The organism is Rhodopseudomonas sp. P2A-2r (genome assembly GCF_026015985.1).
GTDB lineage: Bacteria > Pseudomonadota > Alphaproteobacteria > Rhizobiales > Xanthobacteraceae > Tardiphaga.
The window spans coordinates 5,068,961-5,094,406 of record NZ_CP110389.1 but is presented as its reverse complement, the minus strand read 5'-3'; the positions used below and the strand labels follow the sequence as shown (position 1 = coordinate 5,094,406).

Annotated in this window: 15 protein-coding genes and 6 pseudogenes; 9 read left to right on the top strand and 12 right to left on the bottom strand. The window is 64.8% G+C overall.

Features of this window, described 5'->3' with window-relative positions:
- The first annotated feature begins 1 nt into the window (after window position 1).
- Window positions 2-385, top strand: coding sequence for a RidA family protein (locus ONR75_RS24605; protein WP_265079550.1), 384 nt, complete (start codon window positions 2-4; stop codon window positions 383-385).
- A 47-nt stretch (window positions 386-432) separates the two neighbouring features.
- On the opposite strand, the pseudogene ONR75_RS24600 reads toward ONR75_RS24605, so the two are convergent.
- Window positions 433-1,742, bottom strand: a pseudogene (locus ONR75_RS24600) (UDP-glucose dehydrogenase family protein).
- 173 nt (window positions 1,743-1,915) lie between these two features.
- On the opposite strand from ONR75_RS24600, the pseudogene ONR75_RS24595 reads away from it, so the two are divergent.
- The 5 genes and pseudogenes from ONR75_RS24595 to ONR75_RS24575 all read left to right on the top strand — a co-directional run bounded on the left by ONR75_RS24595 (window position 1,916) and on the right by ONR75_RS24575 (window position 10,514).
- Window positions 1,916-3,270 (top strand): annotated as a pseudogene (locus tag ONR75_RS24595) (hypothetical protein).
- A 58-nt stretch (window positions 3,271-3,328) separates the two neighbouring features.
- On the top strand, window positions 3,329-4,525 hold the full coding sequence (metK, locus tag ONR75_RS24590; protein ID WP_265079549.1) for a methionine adenosyltransferase: 1,197 nt from the start codon (window positions 3,329-3,331) through the stop codon (window positions 4,523-4,525).
- A gap of 278 nt (window positions 4,526-4,803) precedes the next feature.
- A complete protein-coding gene (gene ahcY, locus ONR75_RS24585; protein WP_265079548.1) occupies window positions 4,804-6,225 on the top strand; it encodes an adenosylhomocysteinase in 1,422 nt (473 codons plus the stop codon).
- Between the two features lie 111 nt (window positions 6,226-6,336).
- Window positions 6,337-7,836 (top strand): phosphomannomutase/phosphoglucomutase, encoded by a 1,500-nt coding sequence (locus ONR75_RS24580; protein WP_265079547.1) that lies wholly within the window; start codon window positions 6,337-6,339, stop codon window positions 7,834-7,836.
- 1,055 nt (window positions 7,837-8,891) lie between these two features.
- On the top strand, window positions 8,892-10,514 hold the full coding sequence (locus ONR75_RS24575; RefSeq protein WP_265079546.1) for an ABC transporter substrate-binding protein: 1,623 nt from the start codon (window positions 8,892-8,894) through the stop codon (window positions 10,512-10,514).
- A gap of 11 nt (window positions 10,515-10,525) precedes the next feature.
- Here the strand turns inward: ONR75_RS24575 and ONR75_RS24570 are convergent, their stop codons facing one another.
- Together ONR75_RS24570 and ONR75_RS24565 are read right to left on the bottom strand one after the other, a co-directional pair.
- On the bottom strand, window positions 10,526-11,746 hold the full coding sequence (locus ONR75_RS24570) for a multidrug effflux MFS transporter (protein WP_265083786.1): 1,221 nt from the start codon (window positions 11,744-11,746) through the stop codon (window positions 10,526-10,528).
- A gap of 90 nt (window positions 11,747-11,836) precedes the next feature.
- Window positions 11,837-13,669, bottom strand: a complete 1,833-nt coding sequence (locus ONR75_RS24565) for an aminopeptidase P family protein (protein WP_265079545.1) — start codon at window positions 13,667-13,669, stop codon at window positions 11,837-11,839.
- A 188-nt stretch (window positions 13,670-13,857) separates the two neighbouring features.
- On the opposite strand from ONR75_RS24565, the gene ONR75_RS24560 reads away from it, so the two are divergent.
- A complete protein-coding gene (locus ONR75_RS24560; protein ID WP_265079544.1) occupies window positions 13,858-14,043 on the top strand; it encodes a hypothetical protein in 186 nt (61 codons plus the stop codon).
- 3 nt (window positions 14,044-14,046) lie between these two features.
- Here ONR75_RS24560 and ONR75_RS24555 read toward each other — a convergent pair whose 3' ends face one another.
- Both ONR75_RS24555 and ONR75_RS24550 read right to left on the bottom strand, forming a co-directional pair.
- On the bottom strand, window positions 14,047-14,943 hold the full coding sequence (locus ONR75_RS24555; RefSeq protein ID WP_265083785.1) for a 50S ribosomal protein L11 methyltransferase: 897 nt from the start codon (window positions 14,941-14,943) through the stop codon (window positions 14,047-14,049).
- 215 nt (window positions 14,944-15,158) lie between these two features.
- Window positions 15,159-16,769: a phytoene desaturase family protein gene (locus ONR75_RS24550; RefSeq protein ID WP_265079543.1), complete on the bottom strand. Its 1,611-nt coding sequence runs from the start codon at window positions 16,767-16,769 to the stop codon at window positions 15,159-15,161.
- Window positions 16,770-16,964: 195 nt separating this feature from the next.
- Between ONR75_RS24550 and ONR75_RS24545 the strand changes: the two are divergent.
- Window positions 16,965-19,243: pseudogene (locus tag ONR75_RS24545) on the top strand (spermidine synthase).
- On the opposite strand, the gene ONR75_RS24540 reads toward ONR75_RS24545, so the two are convergent.
- From ONR75_RS24540 to ONR75_RS24525, 5 genes and pseudogenes are all read right to left on the bottom strand, one after another.
- Window positions 19,240-20,031 (bottom strand): amidohydrolase family protein, encoded by a 792-nt coding sequence (locus tag ONR75_RS24540; protein ID WP_265079542.1) that lies wholly within the window; start codon window positions 20,029-20,031, stop codon window positions 19,240-19,242. The pseudogene ONR75_RS24545 and the gene ONR75_RS24540 sit on opposite strands and share 4 nt — an antisense overlap.
- A 116-nt stretch (window positions 20,032-20,147) precedes the next feature.
- Window positions 20,148-21,325, bottom strand: a pseudogene (locus ONR75_RS24535) (MFS transporter).
- A gap of 140 nt (window positions 21,326-21,465) precedes the next feature.
- Window positions 21,466-21,948: a UTRA domain-containing protein gene (locus ONR75_RS24530; RefSeq protein WP_320109757.1), complete on the bottom strand. Its 483-nt coding sequence runs from the start codon at window positions 21,946-21,948 to the stop codon at window positions 21,466-21,468.
- Window positions 21,949-22,032: 84 nt separating this feature from the next.
- Window positions 22,033-22,188: pseudogene (locus ONR75_RS32575) on the bottom strand (GntR family transcriptional regulator); the annotation flags it as partial.
- Between the two features lie 48 nt (window positions 22,189-22,236).
- Window positions 22,237-22,924 (bottom strand): annotated as a pseudogene (locus ONR75_RS24525) (L,D-transpeptidase).
- A 358-nt stretch (window positions 22,925-23,282) separates the two neighbouring features.
- Here ONR75_RS24525 and ONR75_RS24520 point away from each other — a divergent pair.
- A complete protein-coding gene (locus ONR75_RS24520) occupies window positions 23,283-23,609 on the top strand; it encodes a hypothetical protein (protein WP_265079540.1) in 327 nt (108 codons plus the stop codon).
- A 70-nt stretch (window positions 23,610-23,679) separates the two neighbouring features.
- On the opposite strand, the gene ONR75_RS24515 is transcribed toward ONR75_RS24520, so the two are convergent.
- Together ONR75_RS24515 and ONR75_RS24510 are read right to left on the bottom strand one after the other, a co-directional pair.
- Window positions 23,680-24,441, bottom strand: coding sequence for an ABC transporter permease (locus ONR75_RS24515; protein WP_265083784.1), 762 nt, complete (start codon window positions 24,439-24,441; stop codon window positions 23,680-23,682).
- A gap of 2 nt (window positions 24,442-24,443) precedes the next feature.
- Window positions 24,444-25,364 (bottom strand): ABC transporter ATP-binding protein, encoded by a 921-nt coding sequence (locus tag ONR75_RS24510; RefSeq protein WP_265079539.1) that lies wholly within the window; start codon window positions 25,362-25,364, stop codon window positions 24,444-24,446.
- Window positions 25,365-25,446 lie beyond the last annotated feature (82 nt).

Below are 25,446 nucleotides of genomic sequence, written 5' to 3'. Positions count from 1 at the left end.
CGTGAGCACGCTTCACGGATTGGCGGCTCCTGGAGGGCACTATCGCCATGCCATGCGCGCCGGCGACCTGGTGTTCGTGTCCGGGCAATTGCCCATAGCATCCGACGGCACAAGGCTGTCGGACCGGAATTTCGAGACGCAGGCGCGTCAGGCGCTGGCCAATGTCGCAGCCGCGCTGGCATCGGCAGGCACCGGGATCGATGCGCTCGTTCAGGTTCGCGTTTACATCACCGACATCAACGACTGGCCCGCCTTCGACCGGATTTATGCCGGATGGGCCGGCGCGGTCAGGCCGGCCCGCGCGGTTGTTCCCGTGCCCGCGCTTCACTACGGTTTCCGGATCGAGATCGAAGCCGTGGCGAGCGTGGTGTTATTGCCGGATTGATCGCGGCTGCGGAGTTCACGTGAATGAGACGCGTGTGGCCGGAAGCCTCACGCCTTCCCGCGCCCGACGCCCTCATACACAAACCCCGCCGCCGCCATCTCTTCCGGCCGGTAGACGTTGCGCAAATCCACCATCACCGCCTGCTTCATCGCCGCCTTGAGCCGGTCGAGATCCAGTGCGCGGAACTGGACCCATTCGGTGACGATCACCAGCGCGTCGGCGCCGTCGGCGCAGTCATAGGCATCGGCGCAATAGGTTATGTCGGGGAGTTCGGCCTTGGCCGCCTCCATGCCGACCGGGTCGAAGGCGCGCACTTTGGCGCCCATGTCGAGCAGGCCGGTGACCAGCGGGATCGACGGCGCCTCGCGCATGTCGTCGGTGTCGGGCTTGAAGGTCAGGCCGAGCACGGCGATCGTCTTGCCGCGCAGGTTGCCCCTGAGCGCGTGTGAAACCTTGCGCGCCATCGCGCGCTTGCGGTTGTCGTTGACGGACAGGACGGCCTCGACGATGCGCAACGGCACATCCTGGTCGAGCGCGATCTTGACCAGTGCGCGGGTGTCCTTGGGAAAGCACGAGCCGCCGAAGCCGGGGCCGGCATGCAGGAATTTGCTGCCGATGCGGTTGTCCATGCCGATGCCGCGCGCCACGTCCTGAACGTCGGCGCCGACCTTCTCGGCGAGATCGGCGATCTCGTTGATGAAGGTGATCTTGGTCGCAAGAAAGGCGTTGGCCGCATACTTGATCAGCTCGGCGGTGCGCCGTGCGGTGTACATCACCGGCGCCTGATTGAGCGACAGCGGCCGGTAGATCTCGCCGATCGCTTTTCGCGCGCGTTCATCAGAAGTGCCGACCACGATGCGGTCGGGGAACTTGAAGTCACGGATCGCCGCGCCCTCGCGCAGGAATTCCGGATTGGAGGCGACTGCCACATCGGCGGCCGGATTGGTTTCCAGGATCAGCCGCTCGACCTCGTCGCCGGTGCCGACCGGCACGGTGGATTTGGTGATCACCACGGTGAAGCCCGACAGCGCGGCGGCGATCTCGCGCGCGGCGGCGTAGACGTAAGACAGGTCGGCGTGGCCGTCGCCGCGCCGCGACGGCGTGCCGACGGCGATGAACACGGCGTCGGCCTGGCCGACCGGGCCGGTGAGGTCGGTGGTGAAATCGAGCCGGCCGGCCTTCACATTGGTTGCGACCAGCGCGTCGAGTCCGGGTTCGAAGATCGGGATCTCTCCCCGCGAAGCGCTGCGATCTTGTCGGCGTCCTTGTCGACGCAGGTCACGTGGTGACCGAAGTCGGCAAAACAGGCGCCGGAGACAAGGCCGACATAGCCGGTGCCGATCATGGCGATGCGCATGGAAAACCTGTGGCTGGGGTGGGGGAGGGGAATCCTGTGGACGCATCTTAGCAGAAGCCGACGACTTTCACACGACGCTGCAACGCAGCAACGGTCCATTTCCATTGTGGGCAGATGGTGCTAGGAAGTGGGCTAGACCATTTTCTGCCCACCGACTTGGCCTATCCCCGCTGATGAAAAACGACCAGATCCTCGACCAGATTTCGGACTATTGCCGCCAGGTCGACATGGCGGAGTCGACCTTCGGGCGCCGTGCCGTCAATGACGGCAAGCTGGTGCACCGGCTGCGCGAGGGCAAGCGCATCACCATCGATACGCTGGACCGGATCAAGGCCTTCATCACCCAGTCGCTGCCCGAAGGGGCGCCGCCGCCGCGCGGACTGGAACCGCCGATCGAGCGGCGCGACCCCCGCAGCAATTTCCGCTTCTTCGAAAACCGTCAGAAATACCTGCTTTTCGTGCACACCTGCTCGGAGAAGCGGGTGATTGCCGACCGGGTCGGGCTGGAACTGGCCAGCATCCATCCGCGGCCGCCGGCGCTGCGGGTGTTCGACGCCGGCGTCGGCGACGGCACCGTGCTGGCGCGGGTGATGCGGTCGATGCACGGCCGTTTTCCGCATATGCCGTTCTACATCGCCGGCAAGGAACTCAGCCTCGAGGACGTCCGCCTGACCCTCGACAAGGTGCCGGACCGGCTGTTCGAGCACCCCGCCACGGTGTTCGTGCTGACCAACATGCATTACGCGGAAGCGCCGACCCTGACGCCGCTGTCGCCCGCCGCCGCCGCCGGGATGATCTGGCACGAGGTGCCGCTGCGGGGGCGTCGTCCGGCGAATTCGAGGCGCAGATCGCCGGACTTGGACCTTTTCTTGAGGATAACTGGCGCGCCAGCATCAACCCGCGATCGGGCATGCCGACCTACGAACGGCCGGTGGCGCTGGTGGTCTACCGCGAGGATCACCGCTTCCTGCTCGACTCGATCATTCCGCGCGCCAGCCGCACAGAGGCCAATTTCGACCTGATTATCGCCTCGCAGCCCTACCGGGCCAAGTCTTCGGTCAGTTTCCGCGCCAAACGGATCATCGCACCACTGGCCCGCGCCTTGCGCGCTGGCGGGCGGCTGATCGGCATCCATTCCCATGGGCAGGACCCTGGTATGGAGATCGTGCAAGCCGTCTGGCCCAAAGAAAACCCTTTCGCTGTCAGCCGTCATGAGCTATTGCGCGCAGTGAAATACGAACTGGGCTCAGCGGCTCGCGATCTGAACTTCAATGCCTATTCCGATCAACGGTCGATCTTTCGCTACGCCATGGAGGCGCTGCCGAACGAGGTCACCGGGACGATCGGAACCTCGACGGCTTTTGCAGCATGGAACGCGGCGGTCTATGTCGCCCAGATCGAAGACGACCGTTTGACGGAAGTGACCCAAAGCGGCCGCTACCTGGATGCCACCCGAGAGGTTCTGCGCAAGCACAACGGCCTCTGGTTCTATGACGAATCCTACGTCATCTCGCGGCGTCGCGACTGACAATCTTGGACATTTTAATGAAAGGACCGCCGAGGTTTGGCGGAAAAGGGGTTGATTGATGCGCGCGTCCTATCTGTTCACCAGTGAATCGGTTTCCGAAGGCCATCCCGACAAGGTCTGCGACCGGATTTCCGACGAGATCGTCGACCTGTTCTTCCGCGAAGGCGCCAAGGCCGGCATGGACCCCTGGTCGATCCGTGCCGCCTGCGAAACGCTGGCCACCACCAACAAGGTGGTGATCGCCGGTGAAACCCGCGGTCCCAAGTCCGTCACGAACGATCACATCGAGGCCGTTGTACGCGCCGCGATCAAGGATATCGGCTACGAGCAGGAAGGCTTCCACTGGAAGACCGCCGACATCGAGATCCTGCTGCATCCGCAGTCGGCCGACATTGCGCAGGGCGTCGACGCCCTGCAGCCCGGTACCAACAAGGAAGAGGGCGCCGGCGACCAGGGCATCATGTTCGGTTACGCCGTCAACGAGACCCCGGAATTGATGCCGGCCCCGATCTTCTACGCGCACAAGATCCTGCGCCTGATCTCGGAAGCCCGTCATGCCGGCATCGAGAAGGTGCTCGGACCGGATTCCAAGAGCCAGGTGACCGTGCAGTACGAGAACGGCAAGCCGGTCGGCGTGCGCGAGATCGTCGTCTCCCACCAGCATCTGGTCGAGGACATGACCTCGCAGCAGGTGCGTGACTGCGTCGAGCCCTACGTCCGCAAGGCGCTGCCGGATGGCTGGATCTCCGACAAGACCATCTGGCACATCAACCCGACCGGCAAGTTCTTCATCGGCGGTCCCGACGGCGACGCCGGCCTGACCGGCCGCAAGATCATCGTCGACACCTACGGTGGTGCGGCCCCGCACGGCGGCGGCGCGTTCTCCGGCAAGGATTCCACCAAGGTCGACCGCTCAGCTGCCTATGCCGCCCGCTACGTCGCCAAGAACGTCGTCGCCGCCGGCCTCGCCGACCGCTGCACGCTGCAGCTCGCTTACGCCATCGGCGTGGCGCGGCCGCTGTCGATCTACATCGATACCCACGGCACCGGTAAGGTCGGCGACGAGGTGATCGAGAAGGCCGTCGCCGCTTCGATGGACCTGACGCCGCGCGGCATCCGCAAGCATCTCGATCTCAACAAGCCGATCTACGCCCGCACCTCCGCCTACGGCCATTTCGGCCGGACCCCGGACGCGGACGGCGGCTTCTCCTGGGAGAAGACCGACCTCGCCGAGGTGTTGAAGAGCAACGTCTAGTTACTTCCCCTCTCCCCCAGCGCTGCGAAGCAGCGCGCCGCGGGCGAGGGTGCGTAGGCGGCCTTTCGGCCGCCGTTCTAAATGGACGCCGATGCGTAGCATCGGCTACGGCGTAGCGAAGGCGGGAGAGGGCCTTTAGAAAGCCCCTCTCCCAAACGAGTTTGTAGTGACCGCCTCCGCAGCCCTCTCCCGCCTAGCGAAGCTTCGCTTCGCCTGGGGGAGAGGGCGCCACTATTAGCGTCCGGGAGCAGCTCTCGGACAGGAACAAGGATTAACCCATGACCGCCCCCGCAGGCTTCACCGACTACATCGTCAAGGACATCTCGCTCGCGCCATACGGCCGCAAGGAACTCTCGATCGCCGAGACGGAAATGCCCGGCCTGATGGCCACCCGCGAGGAATACGGCCCGAAGCAGGTGCTCAAGGGCGCCCGCATCGCCGGCTCGCTGCACATGACCATCCAGACCGGCGTGCTGATCGAGACGTTGGTGGCGCTCGGCGCCGACGTGCGCTGGGTGTCGTGCAACATCTACTCGACCCAGGACCACGCGGCAGCCGCCATCGCGGCCGCGGGCGTTCCGGTGTTCGCCATCAAGGGCGAGAGCCTCGAGGACTACTGGGACTACACCGCCCGCATGTTCGACTGGCATGGCGGCGGCTATCCCAACATGATCCTCGATGACGGCGGCGACGCCACCATGTACGTGCATCTCGGCCTGCGCGCCGAGAACGGCGACACCGCCTTCCTCGACAAGCCGGCTTCCGACGAAGAGGTGATCTTCTTCGCGCTGCTGAAGAAGCAGCTCAAGGAAAAGCCGAAGGGCTACTTCAAGGCCATCGCCGACTCGATCATGGGCGTCTCGGAAGAGACCACCACGGGCGTGCATCGCCTCTACGACATGCAGAAGGCCGGCACGCTGCTGTGGCCCGCGATCAACGTCAACGACAGCGTCACCAAGTCGAAGTTCGACAACTTGTATGGCTGCCGTGAATCGCTGGTCGACGGCATCCGCCGCGGCACCGACGTCATGATGTCCGGCAAGGTCGCCATGGTCGCCGGCTTCGGCGACGTCGGCAAGGGTTCGGCAGCCTCATTGCGTCACGCCGGCTGCCGCGTGCTGGTCTCCGAGGTCGATCCGATCTGCGCGCTGCAGGCGGCGATGGAAGGCTACGAGGTCGTGACCATGGAAGACGCGGCACCGCGCGCCGACATCTTCGTCACCGCCACCGGCAACAAGGACATCATCACCATCGAGCACATGCGCGCGATGAAGGATCGTGCCATCGTCTGCAACATCGGTCACTTCGACAACGAAATCCAGATCGCGCATCTGAAGAACCTGAAGTGGGACAACATCAAGCCGCAGGTCGACGAGATCACCTTCCCGGACGGCAAGCGGATGATCCTGCTGTCGGAAGGCCGCCTGGTGAACCTCGGCAACGCCACCGGCCATCCGTCCTTCGTGATGTCGGCGTCCTTCACCAACCAGACGCTGGCGCAGATCGAACTCTACGCCAACAACAAGGACGGCAAGTACAAGAAGGAAGTCTACGTGCTGCCGAAAGCGCTGGACGAGAAGGTCGCCCGCCTGCATCTCGCCAAGATTGGCGTTAAACTGTCGGAGCTCAGCCCCGAGCAGGCCGCCTATATCGGCGTCAAGCCCGAGGGTCCGTTCAAGAGCGATCACTACCGCTACTGAGCGTCCAATCCGGGCGCCACGCGCGACCCATGAGTGTCACAAAACGGGGCTGGAGCGCCCCGTTTTTGTTGAGACTTTCTTTCCTGGCACGACTTACAGCGAGGCCATTCGATGTTCCCCAAGCCGCAGCCCGTTCTTGTTCCCAACACCTACGCCTATGAATCCGAGCCGATGGTGAAGGCCACCGGCTTTCGCGAATATGACGCGCGCTGGCTGTTCGGCAAGGAGATCAACCTGATGGGCGTGCAGGCGCTGGGCATGGGGCTCGGCGTGCTGATCCGCGAACTCGGCCAGAAGCCGGAGATCGTCACCGGCCACGACTTCCGCGGCTATTCCGCCTCGATCAAATACGCACTGATGACCGGCCTGATGGCTGCCGGCTGCAAGGTCCACGACATCGGCCTCGCGGTGACGCCGATGGCGTACTTCGCCCAGTTCGACCTCGACGTGCCCTGCGTGGCGATGGTCACGGCGTCGCATAACGACAACGGCTGGACCGGCGTCAAGATGGGCATCAACCGCCCGATGACTTTCGGCCCGGACGAGATGAACCGGCTGAAGGAAATCGTGCTGGGCGCCGAGTTCGACAACAAGCCCGGCGGCTCCTATCAATTCCATGAAAACTATCCGGCCCGCTACATCGCCGATCTCACGAGGCGTCCGAAGCTGAAGCGCAAGCTCAAGGTGGTGGTCGCCTGCGGCAACGGCACCGCCGGCGCCTTCGCGCCGCAGGTGATGGAAGCGATCGGCTGCGAGGTGATCCCGCTCGACACCGAGCTCGATCACACCTTTCCGAAATACAATCCGAATCCGGAAGACATGGAGATGCTGCACGCGATCCGCGATGCGGTGCTGGAGCACAAGGCCGATGTGGGCCTCGGTTTCGACGGCGACGGCGATCGCTGTGGCGTGGTTGACAACACCGGCGAGGAGATTTTTGCCGACAAGGTCGGCGTGATGCTGGCGCGCGACATGTCGGCTGTCATCAAGGACGCCACCTTCGTGGTCGACGTGAAGTCCACCGGGCTGTTCGTCACCGATCCGGTGCTGCAGGCGCAGGGCGCCAAGACCACCTACTGGAAGACCGGCCATTCCTACATGAAGCGCCGCACCTTCGAGACGAAGGCGCTGGCAGGTTTCGAGAAGTCCGGCCACTTCTTCTTCAACGCGCCGGTCGGCCGCGGCTATGACGACGGCCTGGTGTCGGCGATCGCGATCTGCGAGATGCTCGACCGCGCGCCGGGCAAGACCATGGCCGACCTCAAGGACGCGCTGCCAAAAACCTGGTCGTCGCCGACCATGTCGCCGCATTGCGCCGACGAGACCAAATACGGCGTTGTCGCCGCCGTGGTGAAGCACTTCGAGGAGGCGCAGAAGAATGGCGCCCAGGTTGCCGGCCAGGCGATCCGCGACCTCGTCACCGTCAACGGCGTGCGCGTCACCTGCGCCGACGGCAGCTGGGGCCTGGTGCGGGCGTCATCGAACAAGCCGGAACTGGTCGTAGTGGTCGAGAGCCCGGTATCGGAGCAACGCATGCACGACATGTTCGAGGCGATGAATGTGGTGCTGCGCACCCATCCCGAAGTCGGCGCGTATAATCAGACGATCTGAGCCGGGCACGCAGCAGCGTCCTTCGTGTCCCGGGTGCGCTGCAGCACAGGCGATGCGCAGCATCGCCGGCAGTGCTGCTGCGCAGACCCGGGACCCAGCTTGCTTGATGGCAACAAGCTGGGCCCCTGCGGCGCACCACGCCGCAAGCGCGGCGCAGTGCACCGCGTCCGGGGAACGGCCTCAACTCGGCCTGCGATATTTGTTCCTAGCAGCCTCTTGACGACAATCGATCTAGGTTTGTAATCCGTCGCATCCCGCCCCACCGAGAGGGGCGTATCGCGATCGTCAGGTTTGCGGGGCGGGGTGCGGTGGACGCGGCAGCGTTCGGCGCGGAAGGTCGGATCAGGGCGGCGGGCTCCGCAGGGGTACCGTGAGATCCGGACACCGCGTGGACGACGGCGCTGCGCGGACGGCGAAGGCGTGTGGTCCTGCTGCCCCGCGTGAGCGCCAAGCGCCAGGCGGCGCGTGTTGCGGCAATCCGTCCGCGGCCCGCCCGTGCCAGGCGCGACGGCGACGAGACAGCGTGTCGGCCGCCGGGGAGAGCACGCAATAAGCCGTTAACACCACTGCGCGCGGAACGCCGGATCAGTCCGGTGTGACCGTGGCAAGCCTCGTGTGCTTTCTACCATTGCACACGAGCCCATGGGTGCATCGGGCACCCGGCATTCCGCGCGCCCTCTCGATTTCGAGGGGGACGGAATGCAGCAAACCCCGGGCGCATCGGCGCCGCGGGGATGTCGTTGCTTGGCTGTTTGACAACTGAATCCGAAATTCGAAATCGCGCGTTGCACGGATGCGGACTTCTCGTGTCCCGGGCGCGCTGCAGCGCAGGCGATGCGCAGCATCGCCGCCACGTTGCTGCGCAGACCCGGTACCGTCCCAGCCGCCGGCGCCCGTGACGGCCCCGAATCTGAGGCGCACCACGCCGCCAAAAGGCGGCGCGCTGCACCGCGTCCGGGGGAACGAGAGCCGCAACGGCATCGCTCACCTCTTGGCACAGCCCTTGCTCACATCTCAGCCATTGTCGTCACCTTCATCTCAAGGAATTCCCCGCCATGTCCATCAGCACCATCGCCCTGAACCGCCGCCACTTCCTGCATACCGCGCTGGCCGGCGCGTCGGCGGCGACGTTCGGGGTGCGCGAGGTGCATGCGCAAGCGCGCGCCGAGACGCTGCTGATCGTGCAGGAGCTCGGCCCCAACTCGCTGGACATGCAGGGCGTCGGCTCCAACCAGACCGTCAACGGCCTGTCGTGGAATTGCTACGACCGCCTGCTGAGCTACGCCGCCAAGACGCTGCCCGACGGCACGCCGTCCTACGACCGCGAGAAGCTGACGCCGGAGCTGGCGGAGAGCTGGGAGGTGGCGGCCGATGGCATGTCATGCACCTTCAAGCTGCGCCGCGACGCGAAATTCCATGACGGCACGCCGGTCACCGCGAAGGACGTCAAATGGTCGTTCGACCGCGCGGTCAAGGTCGGCGGCTTCCCGACCTTCCAGATGTCGGCGGGCTCGCTGGAGAAGCCTGAACAGTTCGTGGCCGTCGACGATCACACCTTCCGCATCGACTACATCCGCAAGGACAAGATGCTGCTGTTCAACGTCGCAGTGGTGGTGCCGTTCGTCATCAACTCCGAACTGGCGAAGAAGAACGCGACGGCGGAGGATCCGTGGGCGCTGGCGTGGCTGCGCAACAACGAGGCCGGCGGCGGCGCCTACCGGATCGAGAGCTGGAAGCCCGGCACCGAGACCATCTTCGCGCGCTTCGACGACTGGAAGAGCGGCCCGCTGCCGAAGATCAGGCGCATCATCGCCCGCGACGTGCCCTCGGCCGGCACCCGCCGCGCCATGCTCGAGCGCGGCGATGCCGATTTCTCCAGCGGCTTCGCGCCGCGCGATTTCGACCAGATCATCAAGGACGCCAAAGTCAAGGTGTCCGGCGTGCCGATTCCCAACGCGCTGTGGTACGTCGCGCTCAACACCGCGAAGCCGCCGTTCGACAATGTGAAGCTGCGCCAGGCGGTGGCCTGGGCGATGCCCTACGAGCAGATCCAGTCGAGCGCGTTCTTCAACCGCGCGGTGCCGATGCATGGCGGTCCGGCGGAGGTCACCAGACCGGTCTGGCCGCAGCCGTTTCCCTATGTCACCGACCTCGACAGAGCGAAGGCGCTGATGAAGGAGGCCGGACTGGAATCCGGTTTCGAAACGACTTTGTCGCTCGACACCGGCACCGCGACGGTCGGCGAGCCCACCGTGCTGCTGATCCAGGAGAGCCTCGCCAAGATCGGCATCAAGGCGGCGATCGAGAAGATCCCCGGCGCCAACTGGCGCACCACGCTCAACAAGAAGGAGCTGCCGATGGCGCTGAACCGCTTCAGCGGCTGGCTCGACTATCCGGAATACTACTTCTTCTGGAATTTCCACGGCAACAATTCGATCTTCAACATCTCCTCGTACCAGAACAAGGCGATGGACGCGCTGATCGACAGAGCCCGCTTCACGACCGATCCGGCGGAGTACGACAAGACCGTCAAGGAGTTCATCTCGCTGTGCATGCGCGACGTGCCGATGGTGCCGCTCAACCAGCCGATCCACGACGTCGCCATGCAGAAAAACGTCTCCGGCTACGAGTTTTGGTTTCACCGCGAGCCGGACTTCCGGCAGTTTACCAAGGGGTGAGCGAGGCCGTGCTACAAAAGCCCGGTGTCTTCCTCCTCGACCTTCTCGATCAGTTCTTCCGTCGCCACCGCGCCGCCGCGCGGTACCAGCAGGATCATGCAGGCGGCGCAGCCGCAGGACAGCACCACCAAAGCGATGTTGAGCGGCACCGGCGTGGCGAAATTGCCGCCCAGCCAGGCGCCGAACTGTGAGCACAGCGCCCCCAGGCCCATCTGCAGGAAACCCATCATGCCGGACGCCGAGCCGGCCGATTGCGGACGAATGCTGAGCGCGCCGGCGGCCGAGTTCGACATCACGAAGGCATTGCCGAACATCACGATCATATGGGTGAGGAAGAGCCAGGCCGGCTGCTGGTTCAGGCCGGTGAGGCCCCAGACCACATTGAGCAGGGCGCCGCCGAGCTGCAGCGTCAGGCCGAACCAGATCAGGTGCTCGATGCTCCGCCGCGGCGCGAAGCGCACGCAGCACAGGTTGCCCAGGAGATAAGCGAGGCCCGATGTCGCAAACCACGCGCCGTATTCGGCGGAGGTGCGGCCCATCTGGGTGACGACGACATAAGGGCCTCCGCCGGCAAAGGTGAAGATGATCCACGAAGCGATCACGTAGCAGAGCAGGTAGCCGATGAAGGCGCGGCTCCCGGTCAGCACCTTGACGTCGGCGACGAAGCCCGCGCCCGACACGTTGTCGCTGACGCGCCGGGTTTCCGGCAGCAGCACGGCGATGCCGACGATGACGGCGAGCGATGCGGCGGTGATGACATAGAGGATCGCACGCCAGCCGAGCCCGGTCTCCAGCAGGCCGCCGGCCAGCGGGCTCAGCATTTGCGCGATCATCATCACCGCGATCACCAGGCTGATCATCGCGCCGACGCGGTCGCGCGGATAGAGATCGCGAATGATGGCGCGGCTCATCACCATGCCGGTGGCGCCGCCGAGCGCCTGGAAGAACCGCGCCGCGATCAGTTGCGGCAGCGTCTCGGCGAAGATGCTGCCGACGCCGGCCAGCACCATCAGGCAGAGGCCGGCGAGCAGCACCGGGCGGCGCCCGAAGCGGTCCGACAGCGGCCCCATGATCAGCTGAGAGAAGGCGAGGCCGACCATGTACAGCGACACGGTCATCTGCGCGATGGAGATGTCGCGGCCGAACACCCGCGCCAGTTCCGGCAGCGCCGGCACCAGCATGTACAGCGAGATCGGCGCCACGCCGGTCATCGCCACCAGCAACAGCAGCATCACCCGCGATCTGGAATGGTCGATCACCTCGACGATGGGAGCGGGCGGGGGCGGGCTGTAGTTCACGTGGGCAGAATTCTTTCGTGTTGGCTACTGCGGGAGCGGCTCTGTTGCCGCATCGAGCCAGACCCGTGTGGCCTCGTCGTCGAGCAGCGGGCGCACCTCGCGCTTGACCCGGGCGTGGTAGTCGTCGATCCAGGCGCGCTCGTCGGCATTGATCAAAGCGAGGTCGATCAGCCGGCGATCGATCGGCGCCAGCGTCAGCGTCGCAAAGGCGTTCATCGGCTGCTCGGCGCCGGGGATGGTCGCTTCGACCACCAGTTCAAGATTTTCGATGCGGATGCCGAAGCCGTCGGTCTTGTAGTAGCCGGGCTCGTTGGACAGGATCATGCCGCGCTTCAGCGGCACCGTGCCGAGCTTGGAGATCCGGCCCGGCCCCTCATGCACCGAGAGGTAGCTGCCGACGCCGTGGCCGGTGCCGTGGCCGAAATCGAGGCCGGCCTGCCACAGGAACTGGCGCGCGAAACTGTCGAGCTGCGCGCCGGAGGTACCGTCGGGAAACACCGCGCGGGCAATGGCGATGTGGCCGCGCAGCACGCGGGTGAAGCGGTCGCGCATTTCCGCGGTCGGCTCGCCCACGGCGATGGTGCGGGTAACGTCGGTGGTGCCGTCCTCATACTGCGCGCCGGAATCGATCAGCAAGAGGTCGCCGACCGCGATGCGGCGGTTGCTCTTGCGGGTGACGCGGTAATGCACGATGGCGCCGTTCGGCCCGGTGCCGGAGATGGTCGGGAACGAGACATCCTTGAGCGCGCCGGTGTCGCGACGAAACGTCTCCAGCGCCTCGACGGCGTCGATCTCGGTCAGCGCGCCCTTGGGCGCCTCGCGGTCGACCCAGGCGAGAAACCGGACCAGCGCCACAGCGTCGCGGCGATGCGCAGTTTGCGTACCCTTGATCTCGATCGGATTCTTGCTGGCCTTCAGCAGCGCCACCGGATCGTTGCCGCGCAGTGGCCGTCCGCCATGGGAAGTGACCAGCCGGCTCAGCGCATCGGCGGCGGTCGCGCTGTCCAGCGCGATGGCCGCGCCGCGCTCGGCCAGCGTGGTGAGTGCCGCGGTCAGCGCCTCCGGCTCCTCCACCGTGGCATTGGCCTCGAGATGGGCGCGCGCGCTATTGGAGAGCTTTCGCGCATCGATGAAGATCGAGGGGCGGCCATCCTTCGGCACCAGCGCATAGGACAGCGGCAGCGGCGTGTGCGAGACGTCGGCGCCGCGGATGTTGAAGGTCCAGGCCACCGCATGGGAATCCGACAGCACCAGCGCATCGGCGCCAAGCCTGATGATCTCGGCGCGGATCCGGCCGAGCTTGTCGGATTCGGACTCGCCGGCGAATTCGAGGCCGTGGATCGTAACCGGCCCGATCGGCGGCGCCGGGCGCTCGCTCCACACCGAATCCACCGGGTTGCTGTCGACCGCGACCAGTTCGGCCCCGGCCTTGGCGCAGGCCGCCGCCAGCCGCTCGGCTGCCGCGGAAGTGTGCAGCCAGGGGTCAAATCCGAGGCGGTCGCCGGCTGCCAGATGCTCGCCGAGCCAGCTTTCCGGTGGCGGCTCGACCAGCGACTGCACGCTCCAGGCCTTGCCGTCGACTTGCTTGGCGGCCTGCAGGGTGTAGCGGCCGTCGACGAACACCGCGGCCTCATGGAGCAGCACCATTGCCATGCCGGCCGAACCGGTAAAGCCGGTCAGCCACGCCAGCCGCTCTTCGGACGGCGCGACATATTCGTTCTGCTGCTGATCGGCGCGGGGGATCACGAAGCCCGTCAGCTTCCGGCGCAGCAATTCCTCGCGAAACGCGGCCAGCCGCGCGGTCAGCGCCACGCCGCCTTCGGGCTCCTCGAATGTCTGGAAATGAGCTTCGAACATCGCTGGTCATCCTATGGTCGCCCCGCGGACCCGGCAATCGAGGGGCAGGGTTGCAGGAAGCTGGCATAACTTATGCTTGCAATATTGCACTAGCGTTCAACCGGATGGAACATCCCGCTCCGGCATGCGTTCACGATGCGGGTCTGATTCCTGCCGAGTGTTTCAACTCAACGAAGAGGGGATACACGATGCCTGCTTTTACGTTCGAGAAAATCTCGCCGCCGGTGCGCCGCGGCCCCATCCCACCAGTCGAGCAGAAACAACGTGGCGTCATCGTGCGGGTGCTCGGCCGTTTTGTGGAGGCCCGCATCCAGCGCGCCGAACGGGTCGAGCAGCAGAGCCAGACCGGCTCGGCCTATAAGCCCCCTGAATAGCCCTCAGCCGGCCCGCTGCATCAGCAGGCTGCTCCAGCCCTCCACGCGCAGATGGCGCAACAGCACCAGTCCGCGCGCCCGGTAGGCGGCGATGACCCCTGTCGTATGCGGCAGCAGCAGCCCAGACAGGATCACCATCGCGTTCGGGGCCAGATGCGCCTCCAGCGGCGTTGCCATTTGACGCAACGGGTTGGCGAGGATGTTGGCCAGCACCAGGTCGAACGGCGCCCGCGCCGCAAACTGCGGCGCCGAAAAGCCGGTGGCGCAGATCGACTCCACGAGATTGCCGACGCCGTTGAGCCGGGCATTCTCCCGCGCGACGCGCGTGGCCATCGGATCGATGTCACTGGCCAGCACGCGACGCTGGGTGGCTTTGGCGGCGGCGATGGCGAGCACGCCGGTGCCCGACCCCAGATCGAGCATGCGGGCCGGCGCTTTCGACTTCAGCACATGATCGAGCAGGAGCAGGCAGCCGCGCGTGGTGCCGTGATGGCCGGTGCCGAACGCCAGCGCCGCCTCGATCTCGATGCCCAGCTTGTTCGGCGGCACGCTGGCGCGGTCATGGGCGCCATGGACGATGAAACGCCCGGCGCGCACCGGCACCAGTCCTTCGAGGCTGGCCTTGACCCAGTCCTTGGCCTCCACCGTGTCGAACACGATGCTCTCGACCACCGCGTCGCCGGCGGCCAGCTGAACGAGATCGCGGATGGCGTCCTGGTCCGGCGGCTCGGCAAAATGCACGCTGATGTCCCAGCGGCCGTCCGGCCGTTCGAACGCGGCGATCGCCGCCTGGCCCTCGAAAAAGCTCTCGGTGAGCAGGTCGACCACATGCTTGGCGCTGCGCTCGTCGCCGATGGCGAAAATGGCGCGGGTGGTCGCGGGGGTGATGGTGGCGGTCATGAGGTGGTCCGGCAGGTTGGGCGCGATGCCTGTGTTCACCGGTTATTCGCTGTTCATGCAAGGGTTTTCAACAGGGACGTACCGGGGTTCTCCCGGGGTTCTCCCGGGGTTCTCCATCGGATACCCACAGGCTTTTCCACAGGGCTGTCCCCAGGCTGTCGTTCCGGGCCACGGACACTGTCAGCCGACCGAGAAACCGGAATAACCGCGCAGTCTTATGCGAACAGCGCCCGGTGATCGCGCAGGATGGTCCGGGCCGCGTTGTGCCCGGGCGCGCCGGTGACACCGCCGCCGGGATGGGCGCCCGAGCCGCAGTGATAGAGTCCCTTCAGCGGCCCGCGGTAGTCGGCGTGGCCGAGCATCGGCCGCGCCGAGAACAGCTGGTTGAGACTCAGCGCGCCGTGGAAGATGTCGCCGCCGAGCAGCCCGAAATCGCGCTCGAGGTCGAGCGGGGTCAGGGCCTGGCGGCCAACCACGCTGCCGGCGAAACCTGGCGCGTAGGAATCCACCGTGGCGATCATCAGGTCGGCGACCTCCGCGCGATGATCGTCCCACGACGCACCGTTCGGAAGCTCTGGCGCCACGTGCTGGCAGAACAGGCTGGCGACGTGCTGGCCGGGCGGACTCAGCGAGTCGTCGATGGTGGAGGGGATCAGCAGTTCGACCACCGGCTGCCTGCTCCAGCCATGCTGCTTCGCGTCGCTCCAGGCCCGGTCCATATAGGCCAGGCTCGGCGCCAGGATGATGCCGGCGCTGAGATGATCGCCTTTGCCGGGGAGCGCGGTGAAGGAAGGCAGGGCGCTCAGCGCCACATTCATGCGGAAGGTGCCGGAGCCGTTGCGCCAGTTCTTGATGCGCGCGAGGAAGGGCGGCGGCAGGGCGTCGGCCGATATCAACCGCGTGTAGAGCAGTTTTGGATTGACGTTCGACACCACGTATTTGGCACGAACGCTTTCGCCGTTGTCGAGGATGACGCCGACCGCGCGGTCGCCCTCGACCAGCACTTCGCGCACGCCGTTGATCGTCTCGATGGCCACGCCGTGGCTGCGCGCGGCAGCGGCCATGGCCTGGGTGATGGCACCCATGCCGCCGATGGCATGGCCCCACACGCCCTTCTTGCCGTTCACCTCGCCGAAGGCATGGTGCAGCATCACATAGGCCGAGCCGGCGGCGTAGGGGCTGGCATAGTTGCCGACGATGGCGTCGAAGCCGAACAGCGCCTTGATCAGCTCGCTCTCGAAGATGTCATCGAGCATCTCGCCGGCTGAGCAGGTGAACAGGTCGAGCAGGATGCGCTGCTGCTCCAGTGTCAGCCCGCGCAGCACGTTGGCGGTGCCGAGCGCGTTGATGACTTCATGGATGCTGCGGGTGCCAAAGCCCGCGACCAGGTTCGGCGGCGCGCGCAGCACGAAGGCGCGCAGCACGTCGGCGATGACTTCGAGTTCCCCGGTGAAGGCGTTAAGACGGCCGGCATCGCGGGCGCTGAGTTTGGCGAGCGACTGCTGGGTGCGGCCTTCGCCGGTCAGCAGATAGCTGCCGTCCGGTGCCGGCAGGAAATTCTGCGCCTTGCGCTCGACGATCCTGAGGCCGTGATCGTGCAGCCTGAGATCGGCAATGATCTGCGGATTGAGCAGGCTGACGGTGTAGGCGGCCACCGAATTGCGGAAGCCGGGATGAAACTCCTGGGTCACCGCGGCGCCGCCGACCACGGCGCGGCGTTCCACCACCTTCACCCGCAACCCGCTCATGGCGAGATAGGCCGCGCAGGTGAGGCCGTTATGGCCGGCACCGATGATCAGAACGTCGATGTCAGAGGCGTCAGACATTCGTTGGGAACTTCATCAAAGGTTCATCCTGCGGTCTTTATCGAAGACGGCGACGTTGCGCACAAGGGGGCCGGCATGTTTTCGGCTCCATCGGCGCCGCATTGCCGGATACGGTAACCTATGCTCCATTCCGGCGCCCGGCGTCCTGCCGGATTCTGAAGCCCTTACGCCCGCCGAATCCCAGCCGGAGCTTTCATGAATTCGTCGTTGCCCGCCGCCGCCGATCCGGCCTCCACGTCCCGCAACCGCCTGCTGCTGGTGGTCTATACTGCCGCCATCTTCACCAGCGCGCTGCTGCTGTTCTCGGTGCAGCCGCTGTTCACCAAGATGGTGCTGCCGCGGCTCGGCGGCTCGCCGGCGGTGTGGTCGGTGGCGATGGTGTTCTTCCAGTCGCTGCTGCTCGGTGGCTACGCCTATGCGCATTATCTGATGCAGCTTCGCAGCCGGATCTGGCCGGTGGCGATTCATCTGGCGTTGCTGGCATTGGCGCTGCTGACGTTGCCGCTGTCGATTGCCGCGGGCTGGGGCGAGCCGCCATCGAGCGGCTATGCGTTCTGGCTGCTCGGGCTGTTCGCGGTGTCGATCGGCCTGCCGTTCTTTGCGCTGGCTGCGAACAATCCGCTGCTGCAGGCTTGGTTCGTGCGCACCGGCCATCCTCAGGGCCATGATCCGTATTTCCTCTATGCCTCGTCGAACATCGGCAGCTTCCTGGCGCTGCTGTCCTATCCGGTGCTGCTGGAGCCGATGTTCTCGCTGCACACCCAGAACATGATCTGGACCGGCGGCTACGGCCTGCTGATCCTGCTGATCGCCGGCTGCGGCGTGTTGCTGCTGCGCTCGCCGGCTTTTGTCTTCGTCGCCGATGCGGCGGACGAGGTCGATGCGCCGGCGCCGACATGGGCCTTGGCCGCGCGCTGGATCTTTCTGGCGGCGGTGCCGTCCGGCCTGCTGATCGCGGTCACCGCGCACATCTCAACCGACGTGGCCGCCGCGCCGTTGTTGTGGGTGTTGCCGTTGTCGCTGTATCTGCTGACCTGGGTGCTGGTGTTCCAGTCGCGCCCGTTGCTGCCCCACAAATGGATGCTGTTGCTGCAGCCGCTGGCGATCGCCGGTGTCATCGTGCTGCTGGCGGTCGGCGGCGAGCAGAACCTGCTGCTGACGCTTGGCGGTCATCTGCTGTGCTTCTTCATCATCGCCATGGCCTGCCACGGCGAGTTGGCGCAAGCGCGCCCGGCGGCGAAGTATCTCACCGGCTACTATGTGGCGCTGTCGTTCGGCGGCATGGTCGGCGGCTTGTTCGCAGGCCTGATCGCGCCGTTCACGTTCTCATGGATCGCGGAATACCCGATCCTGGTCGCGCTGGCCGTGCTGTGCCGTCCGTCCAGCGAGGAGCGTCTGCACCACTGGAACCGATGGTACTGGCCGTTGCTGGCGATTGTCGCGTTCGTGTTGATCGCGATCTCCTATTCCAGCGGCAAGACGTTCACCTGGGTCGATGACAAGCGGGTCTATGTGATCAGCGTCATTGCGGTGCTCGGCATGATCCTCGCGTTGCTGGCACGCGCCGATCGCTTCAAGCTGCTGGCCGTCACCTTATTGGCGCTGGCCCTGATCCGCTTCTATCCGTCCGACGATGGCCGCGTCGAGACGGTGCGCAGCTTCTTCGGCGTGCACAAGATCGTGGTGACGCCGAACGGCCAGTATCACGTGCTGATGCACGGCACCACGATCCACGGCGCCGAGAAATTTCTCAACGACGACGGCACGCCGGTGACCGGCCGGCCCGAGCCGATTTCCTACTATCACAAGGATGGCGGCATCGGTCAGGCGATCACCGCGCTGCGCGCGCGCAAGGGGCGCCGCTGCGTGTCGCCGTGATCGGGCTGGGCTCGGGCACGCTGGCCTGCGCCTCGCAGCCCGGCGAGGATTGGAAATTCTTCGAGATCGACCAGTCGATGGTCGATACCGCGCGCGATCCGAAGTATTTCAACTTCATCCAGCGCTGCGAACCGGACATGAAGCCGGTGATCGGCGATGCGCGGCTGACCTTCGCCAGGGAGCCGGACGGCGTCTATGACCTGATCATCGTCGATGCCTATTCATCCGATGCGATTCCGATCCACCTCGCGACCGAGGAAGCGATGGAAATCTACAAGGAGAAGCTGGCGCCTCAGGGTGCGGTGGTGATGCATGTGTCGAACCGGCATCTCGAACTGGCCAGCGTCGTGGTCGGCATCGCCGACGCCAATGATCTCAAGAGCTGGGTGTTCAATGAGGATTCCGGTCGTGACAGTGAGTACATCTTCTCGACCAATGTCGTGATATCGGCGCGCGAGCCCGCCGATATCGGCACGCTGGCATCGTCGGACAAGTGGGCGCTGACCGAGGCCGCGGACAACCAGCGGGTCTGGACCGATGACTATTCCAACGTGCTCGGCGCGGTATGGCGCCGGCTGCGGGATGGGGAGAACTAGCCGAACCGGAAAAGCCCCCGGGGATTCTGCAGGATTGCCGCGCGATCCTCCGCGTTCCCCACCATGTCGGTGAAGAAGGCGAGGGTCTTGCCGTAATTCTGCGAGCCCTCGAACTGGGTGTGCGGCCAGTCGCTGCCCCATAGCAGGCGATCGCGTCCGAGCGCGTCGCGCAGCACCGGGTAGGCGGCGCGGGCAATGCGTTTGCCGTCGGCGCCGGTGCGATAGGGCGCGGAAATCTTGACCCAGAGCCGGCGCGTCGCACCGAGCTTTGTCAGCGCGACGAAACCGGGATCGGAAATGCCCGACTGTGAATCGGGCAGGCCGTAATGGTCGATCACCACATCGACGCCTGAATTGAGCAGTTGCGAGACCAGCGCGGGGAGATCGGCCGCGGCGCGCTGCACCTCGACCTGCCATTGCAGCTTGTGCGCCTTGTCCAGCAAGCCGCGCCACAGCGGAGTTTCCAAGTCGGGAAGCGGTTTCCCGACGAGGTTCAGGCGTAGCCCGACCACGCCGGACTCGTTCAGCAGCTTGAGGTCATTGGTGCTGGCCTCCGGATCGACCACGGCGATGCCCCGCAACCGTCCTTTCGCTGCCGTTAGGCAGTCGACGAGATACGAGTTGTCGGTGCCGAGGAAGCTTGGTTGCACCAGCACGCCGTTGGTGATGCCGTTGTCGTCGAGCTGACGAAGATAGAGATCCAGCGGGGCATCATAAGCGGGCGCATATCTGCGGGCGTCGGCGAGCTTCAGCCCACGGTGAAAGACATGGGAGTGTGTATCGATCATGATCGGTTTCGTTGGGGCGGCCCTGGCCGCCGGTGAGGTGGCAAGGGCTATGGCAGTCGTGGCAGCCGCTTTCAACAAAAGGCGCCGGTTGACCGTGCCATCGGGACAGATGTTCCTCATCGCGCACCTGCATTCAGCGGCCCGGCGGTCACCGGGGCGGTGTCGGACAGGGCCTTGCCGCGGGTCTCCGGCAACAGCAGGACGGCGATCAGAACGAGAGAGTAGGCAAAGGCGGCGTCGATACCAATCGCAGCCCCAAGTCCGACATGCTGGCTGAGATAGCCGACCATGATCGGAAATCCGGCGGAGACGATGCGACCGAAATTGTAGCAGAAGCCGACGCCGGTTCCGCGCACGCCGGCAGGGTATAGTTCGCTGAACAGCGCCGCCATGCTGGCGGGGATGCCAGCCGAAAAGAAACCGAGCGGGAAGCCGAGGATCAGCATTTCGGTGTTGGTCAGCGGCGCGAATACGTAGACCAGCACGGTCACCACGCAGGCGGCCGCGAAAAAGCTGACGTTGGTGCGGCGGCCGAGCCGGTCGCTGAGAATGCCGCTGGCGATGCAGCCGCAGAAGAAAGCCACGATGATGACCGCGAGATAGCCGCCGGTCCCCAGCACGGAGAGATGGCGTTCTTCGCGCAGAAACGTCGGCAGGAAGGTGGTCAAAGCGGCGTAGCCGCCGTGCGCGCCAATGCCGAACAGCCCGCCGATCATCGTTGCCCGCAACACCTCGGGCTTGAATATGCCGAACAGGATGGTCCACGTCGACGGACCTTGTCCGGCCGCAGGAATAGTCCGTACCGGCTCGGGCACGCCGCGGCGGACATAAAAGATCAGCAGCGCGGGCAGCAGCCCGGCAGCGAACATGGCGCGCCATGCGATGTCAGCCGGCAGATACATGAACACGAACGTGGCGAGGATCACGGCCGCTCCCCAGCCGACGGCCCAGGCGCTTTGCACCGAGGCCAGTGCCTTGCCGCGATGCTGCGGGCGGATGATTTCCGCCATCAGAACTGCGCCAGCGGCCCATTCGCCGCCGAAGCCGATTCCTGGATCGTCTTGAGCACGAGCAGCTGCGTGTAGCTTTGCGCGAAGGCGCAGGCAAAGGTGGCAAGCGCAAACCACAGGATGGTGATCTGCAACGCTTTGACCCGGCCGTAGCGGTCCGCCAATGCGCCGGCGATCCAGCCGCCGAAGGCGCCCGCGAATAGTGTCACCGATCCCAGCAGACCGGCTTCGGTCTTGCTGATCGCAAAGCTGGCGATCAAGGCGGGAATGGCGAGGCTGAACATCTGGACGTCAAGCGCATCGAGCGCCCAGCCCATGAAACATGCCCAGAACGTCTTGCGTTCGGGGGCGAGCTCTCTTGGTACCAGTTCGACACGGTTTTCTCCCCAATTGACGCCGGCCGTTTTCGGCTCGGCGTGACGTTTCATCGAATCTCGATGTGATAGCGAAACTTGTTGGCGGCCCCGCGCGAGCGCCGCCACTCCAGCGGACGGTGCGTCAGATCGAAGGCGAGGCGTTCGATGACGATCAGCGGTGCGTCGGGCTGGAGCTGCAGCAGGCGGGCCTTCAGCGGATCGGCGGTCTCGACGGTCAGCGTCTCTTCCGCCGTGGTTACCACCTCGCCGCAGCATTCCTCGTAGAGCGGATACAGCAGGTCACCGAAATCCGCTTCGGCAAGGCCAAGCAGCTTTTCAAAGCGCGCGCGGGGCAGCCAGATGTCCTCCGCCAGCAGCGGGGTGCCGTCGATCAGACGCAGGCGCGAAAGGTGAATGACCTCGTCGTTCGGCCCGATCCGCAGCGCCGAGGCGACGGCGGACGGCGCCTGCAGAACTTCACGGCGCAGAATCCGGCTCTCCGGAATCCGGCGTTCGCCGGCCTCCGATTGAAAACGGAAGAAGCGGAACATCGAGGCATTGAAGCGCGTGCGTTTGACGAAGGTGCCACGGCCCTGCCGGCGATCCAGCACGCCTTCGGCGACCAGTTGGTCGATAGCCTTCCGGACAGTCCCGATCGCAACCGAATGCAGCCGCGACAGTTCGCTCTCGGACGGAATGGCTTCGCCCGCGCGCCACTCGCCATTCGAAATCGCTGTGGCGAAGGCATCGCGCAGCTGCTGGTATAGTGGTAGTCGTTGATCCGAATTCATTTAGTCATATAGATGACTAAATGAATTCGGGTCAAGTCGACGCCGGCCTCAGTAGTCTGAGGAAAAGAAACCGCGAGGCTGGTACGGCCGCGGCGCATAGACCTGCGGCTGGTAGGGCTGGGCGTAGCCGCGGCTGGCGTAATATTGCTGGGTCTCGGCCTCGGTCATGCGGCGATAGCCGCGAGGGGCTGGAAAACGCTGGCCATTGTCGTTGCCGTCGGCCGGATAGATGTAGCCGTCATCAGCCATTTGCGGTGCCGGACGCACGATGCGACGGTTTGGCATCACGGGCTGCGGCACCAGTTCGACCGGATTGCCGGCGGCATCGAACGACGGCTCGACCGGCGCGACGTTGCGGCGCGCGACGGCGGACGGCTTGGCCGGTCGCGGGTTGCGCGCCATCGCCACCTGCGCCGAGCCGGTCAGGGTGACGGTGGTGTTCAATACGCCGTCGGCTTTGACCATCGCGAACAGCGTCGCGGCGTTCTCGCGCGACAGGCGCACGCAGCCATGGGACGCCGGGGTGCCGAGCCGGCTCACCGAGTCGGTGCCGTGGATGGCGTGGCCCTGCTTGGTAAAAGATGGAATTCGGCATCGGCGCGTCGTCGAATTCCTTGGAGTAGTGGTCTTCCTCCATGCGGAAGGTGCGGAAGCTGCCGTTCGGCGTTTCGTGCGCGACGTCGCCCGACGAGACCGGCCAGCGATATTTTTCGACGCCGTCGACGGCGACGGTCATCTGCTGGACATCCTTGTCGATGGTGATCGCGATTTTGGCTTCAGCAGTGGTCGCGGCAGCAAAACAGGCCAGGCCGACCAGAGCGGCAAACATCGAACGCATTGTATTTCGGCCTCCGGCCATTCTGCACTGCAATATCACCCCGCCATTATATGCATGTCGGCGCGATCAAGTTCCAGTGACAGTTTCGTGCATCGTTAATGTCCCGGACGGCTTTCCTATGGCGCCGCGGGGGCAGAAAACCGGTCCGGCCTAGCGTCGTAAAATTGATCTGCGTCAGTGCAACTAATCAGTCACTTTGCCGTTATTGAGTTCCACGCGGTGATTGAACGAACGTGGTCATCCAGAGGAATTCAACATGAAGACCAAGACATCGATCCTGTCCGCCAGCCCGGTCGTGGCTAAACTCGCAATGCTGGCGGGCGTGCTCGCGGTGCTGGCAATTCCCCATGTGGCGCAGGCACAAGGCGTCATTCGCGGAGCCGATCAAGGCGCTCGTCAGGGCGTTCGTGAGGGTAACCGGGCGGCCGGTCCGGTTGGCGGGGTGGTCGGCGGCGCGCTCGGCTTGGGGGTCGGTGCAGCTGTGGGCGGCGTCAAGGGTGTGCTCGGCATTCCCGAAGGGCGTAGCCGCGAGTGCCGCGGCTACTACGACAGGCGTCATCGTTTCCACTGCTATCGTCGTTAATCTTTAAGCTGATTTAAAGCAAAACGGCCCGGATGATCCGGGCCGTTTTTATATCGCCGGCTGCTCGGTCTCAGTTCTTCAGCTTGTAGCCGGTCTTGAAGATCCACCACACGGCGATCATACAGGCCGCCAGGAAGAACAGCGTCACCGAAACGCTAAGCACCACGCTGACATCGGAAATCTCGTAGAAGCTCCAGCGGAAGCCGCTGATCAGGTAGACCACCGGATTGAGCAGCGTGATGGTGCGCCAGCCCGACGGCAGCATGCTCACCGAATAGAAGCTGCCGCCGAGAAACGTCAGCGGCGTCACCACCAGTAGCGGGATCGCCTGCAGCTTCTCGAAGCCGTCGGCCCAGATGCCGATGATGAAGCCGAACAGGCTGAATGTCACCGCGGTCAGCACCAGGAAAGTCAGCATCCACCACGGATGCAGAATGTGCAGCGGCACGAACAGCCCGGCAGTGGCCAGAATGATCAGACCGAGCAGGATCGACTTGGTGGCGGCTGCGCCGACATAGCCCAGTACGACCTCGACATAGGACACCGGCGCCGACAGCAGCTCATAGATGGTGCCGGTGAACTTCGGGAAATAGATTCCGAACGAGGCGTTGGAGATGCTCTGCGTCAGCACCGACAGCATCACCAGCCCGGGCACGATGAAGGTGCCGTAGCTGACGCCTTCGATGGAGGTGATGCGCGAGCCGATGGCGGCGCCAAACACCACGAAATACAGCGATGTCGAAATCACCGGCGAGACGATGCTTTGCAGCACGGTGCGCCAGGTGCGCGCCATTTCGAACAGATAGATGGCTTTGACGGCCCGGAAGTTCATGCTCATTTTTTCACCAGGCTAACAAAGATATCTTCCAGCGAACTCTGTGTGGTGTCGAGATCGAAAAACCGGATGCCGGCTTCGCGCAGGTCGCTCAGCAGGCTGGTAATCCCGGTGCGCTCGCTCTTGGTATCGTAGGTGTAGATCAGCTGTTCGCCGTCAGCGGCAAGCTCGAGATGATACGCCGAAAGACTCGCCGGAATCGCCGTGACCTTGCCCTGCAGGTGCAGCTTCAGGCGCTTCTTGCCGAGCTGCTGCATCAGTGCGTTCTTCTCCTCGACCAGGATGATCTCACCCTTGTTGATGACACCGATGCGGTCGGCCATCTCCTCGGCCTCTTCGATGTAGTGCGTGGTCAGGATCACCGTGACGCCGGCGGCGCGCAGCGTGCGCACCACCTCCCACATGCCCTTGCGCAGTTCGACATCGACGCCTGCGGTGGGCTCATCGAGAAACAGGATCTGCGGTTCGTGCGACAGTGCCTTGGCGATCATCACCCGGCGCTTCATGCCGCCGGACAGAGTGACGATCTTGCTGTCCTTCTTGTCCCACAGCGACAGGTCCTTGAGCACCTTCTCGATATGAGCGGGGTTCTTCGGCTTGCCGAACAGGCCGCGGCTGAAGGAGACCGTGGCCCACACCGTCTCGAAGGCGTCGGTGTGCAGTTCCTGCGGCACCAGGCCGATCAGCTGGCGCGCGGCGCGGAACGAGCCGACATTGTCGTGGCCGTCGACAACCACCTTGCCGGACGTCGCATTGGCGATGCCGCAGATGATGCTGATCAGCGTCGTCTTGCCGGCGCCGTTCGGCCCCAGCAGCGCGAAGATCTCGCCGCGGTTGATGTCGAGATCGATGCCTTTCAGGGCGGTGAAGCCCGAGGCATAGCTCTTGGTTAGGCTGGATATGGAGATGATGGGGGGCATGGGGTGCTTGTCGATTTGAATCGGGACGACCGCGCCGGGCACGGTGTCAGTACATAGGAACGCGAAAGGGGGCGCGCAATCG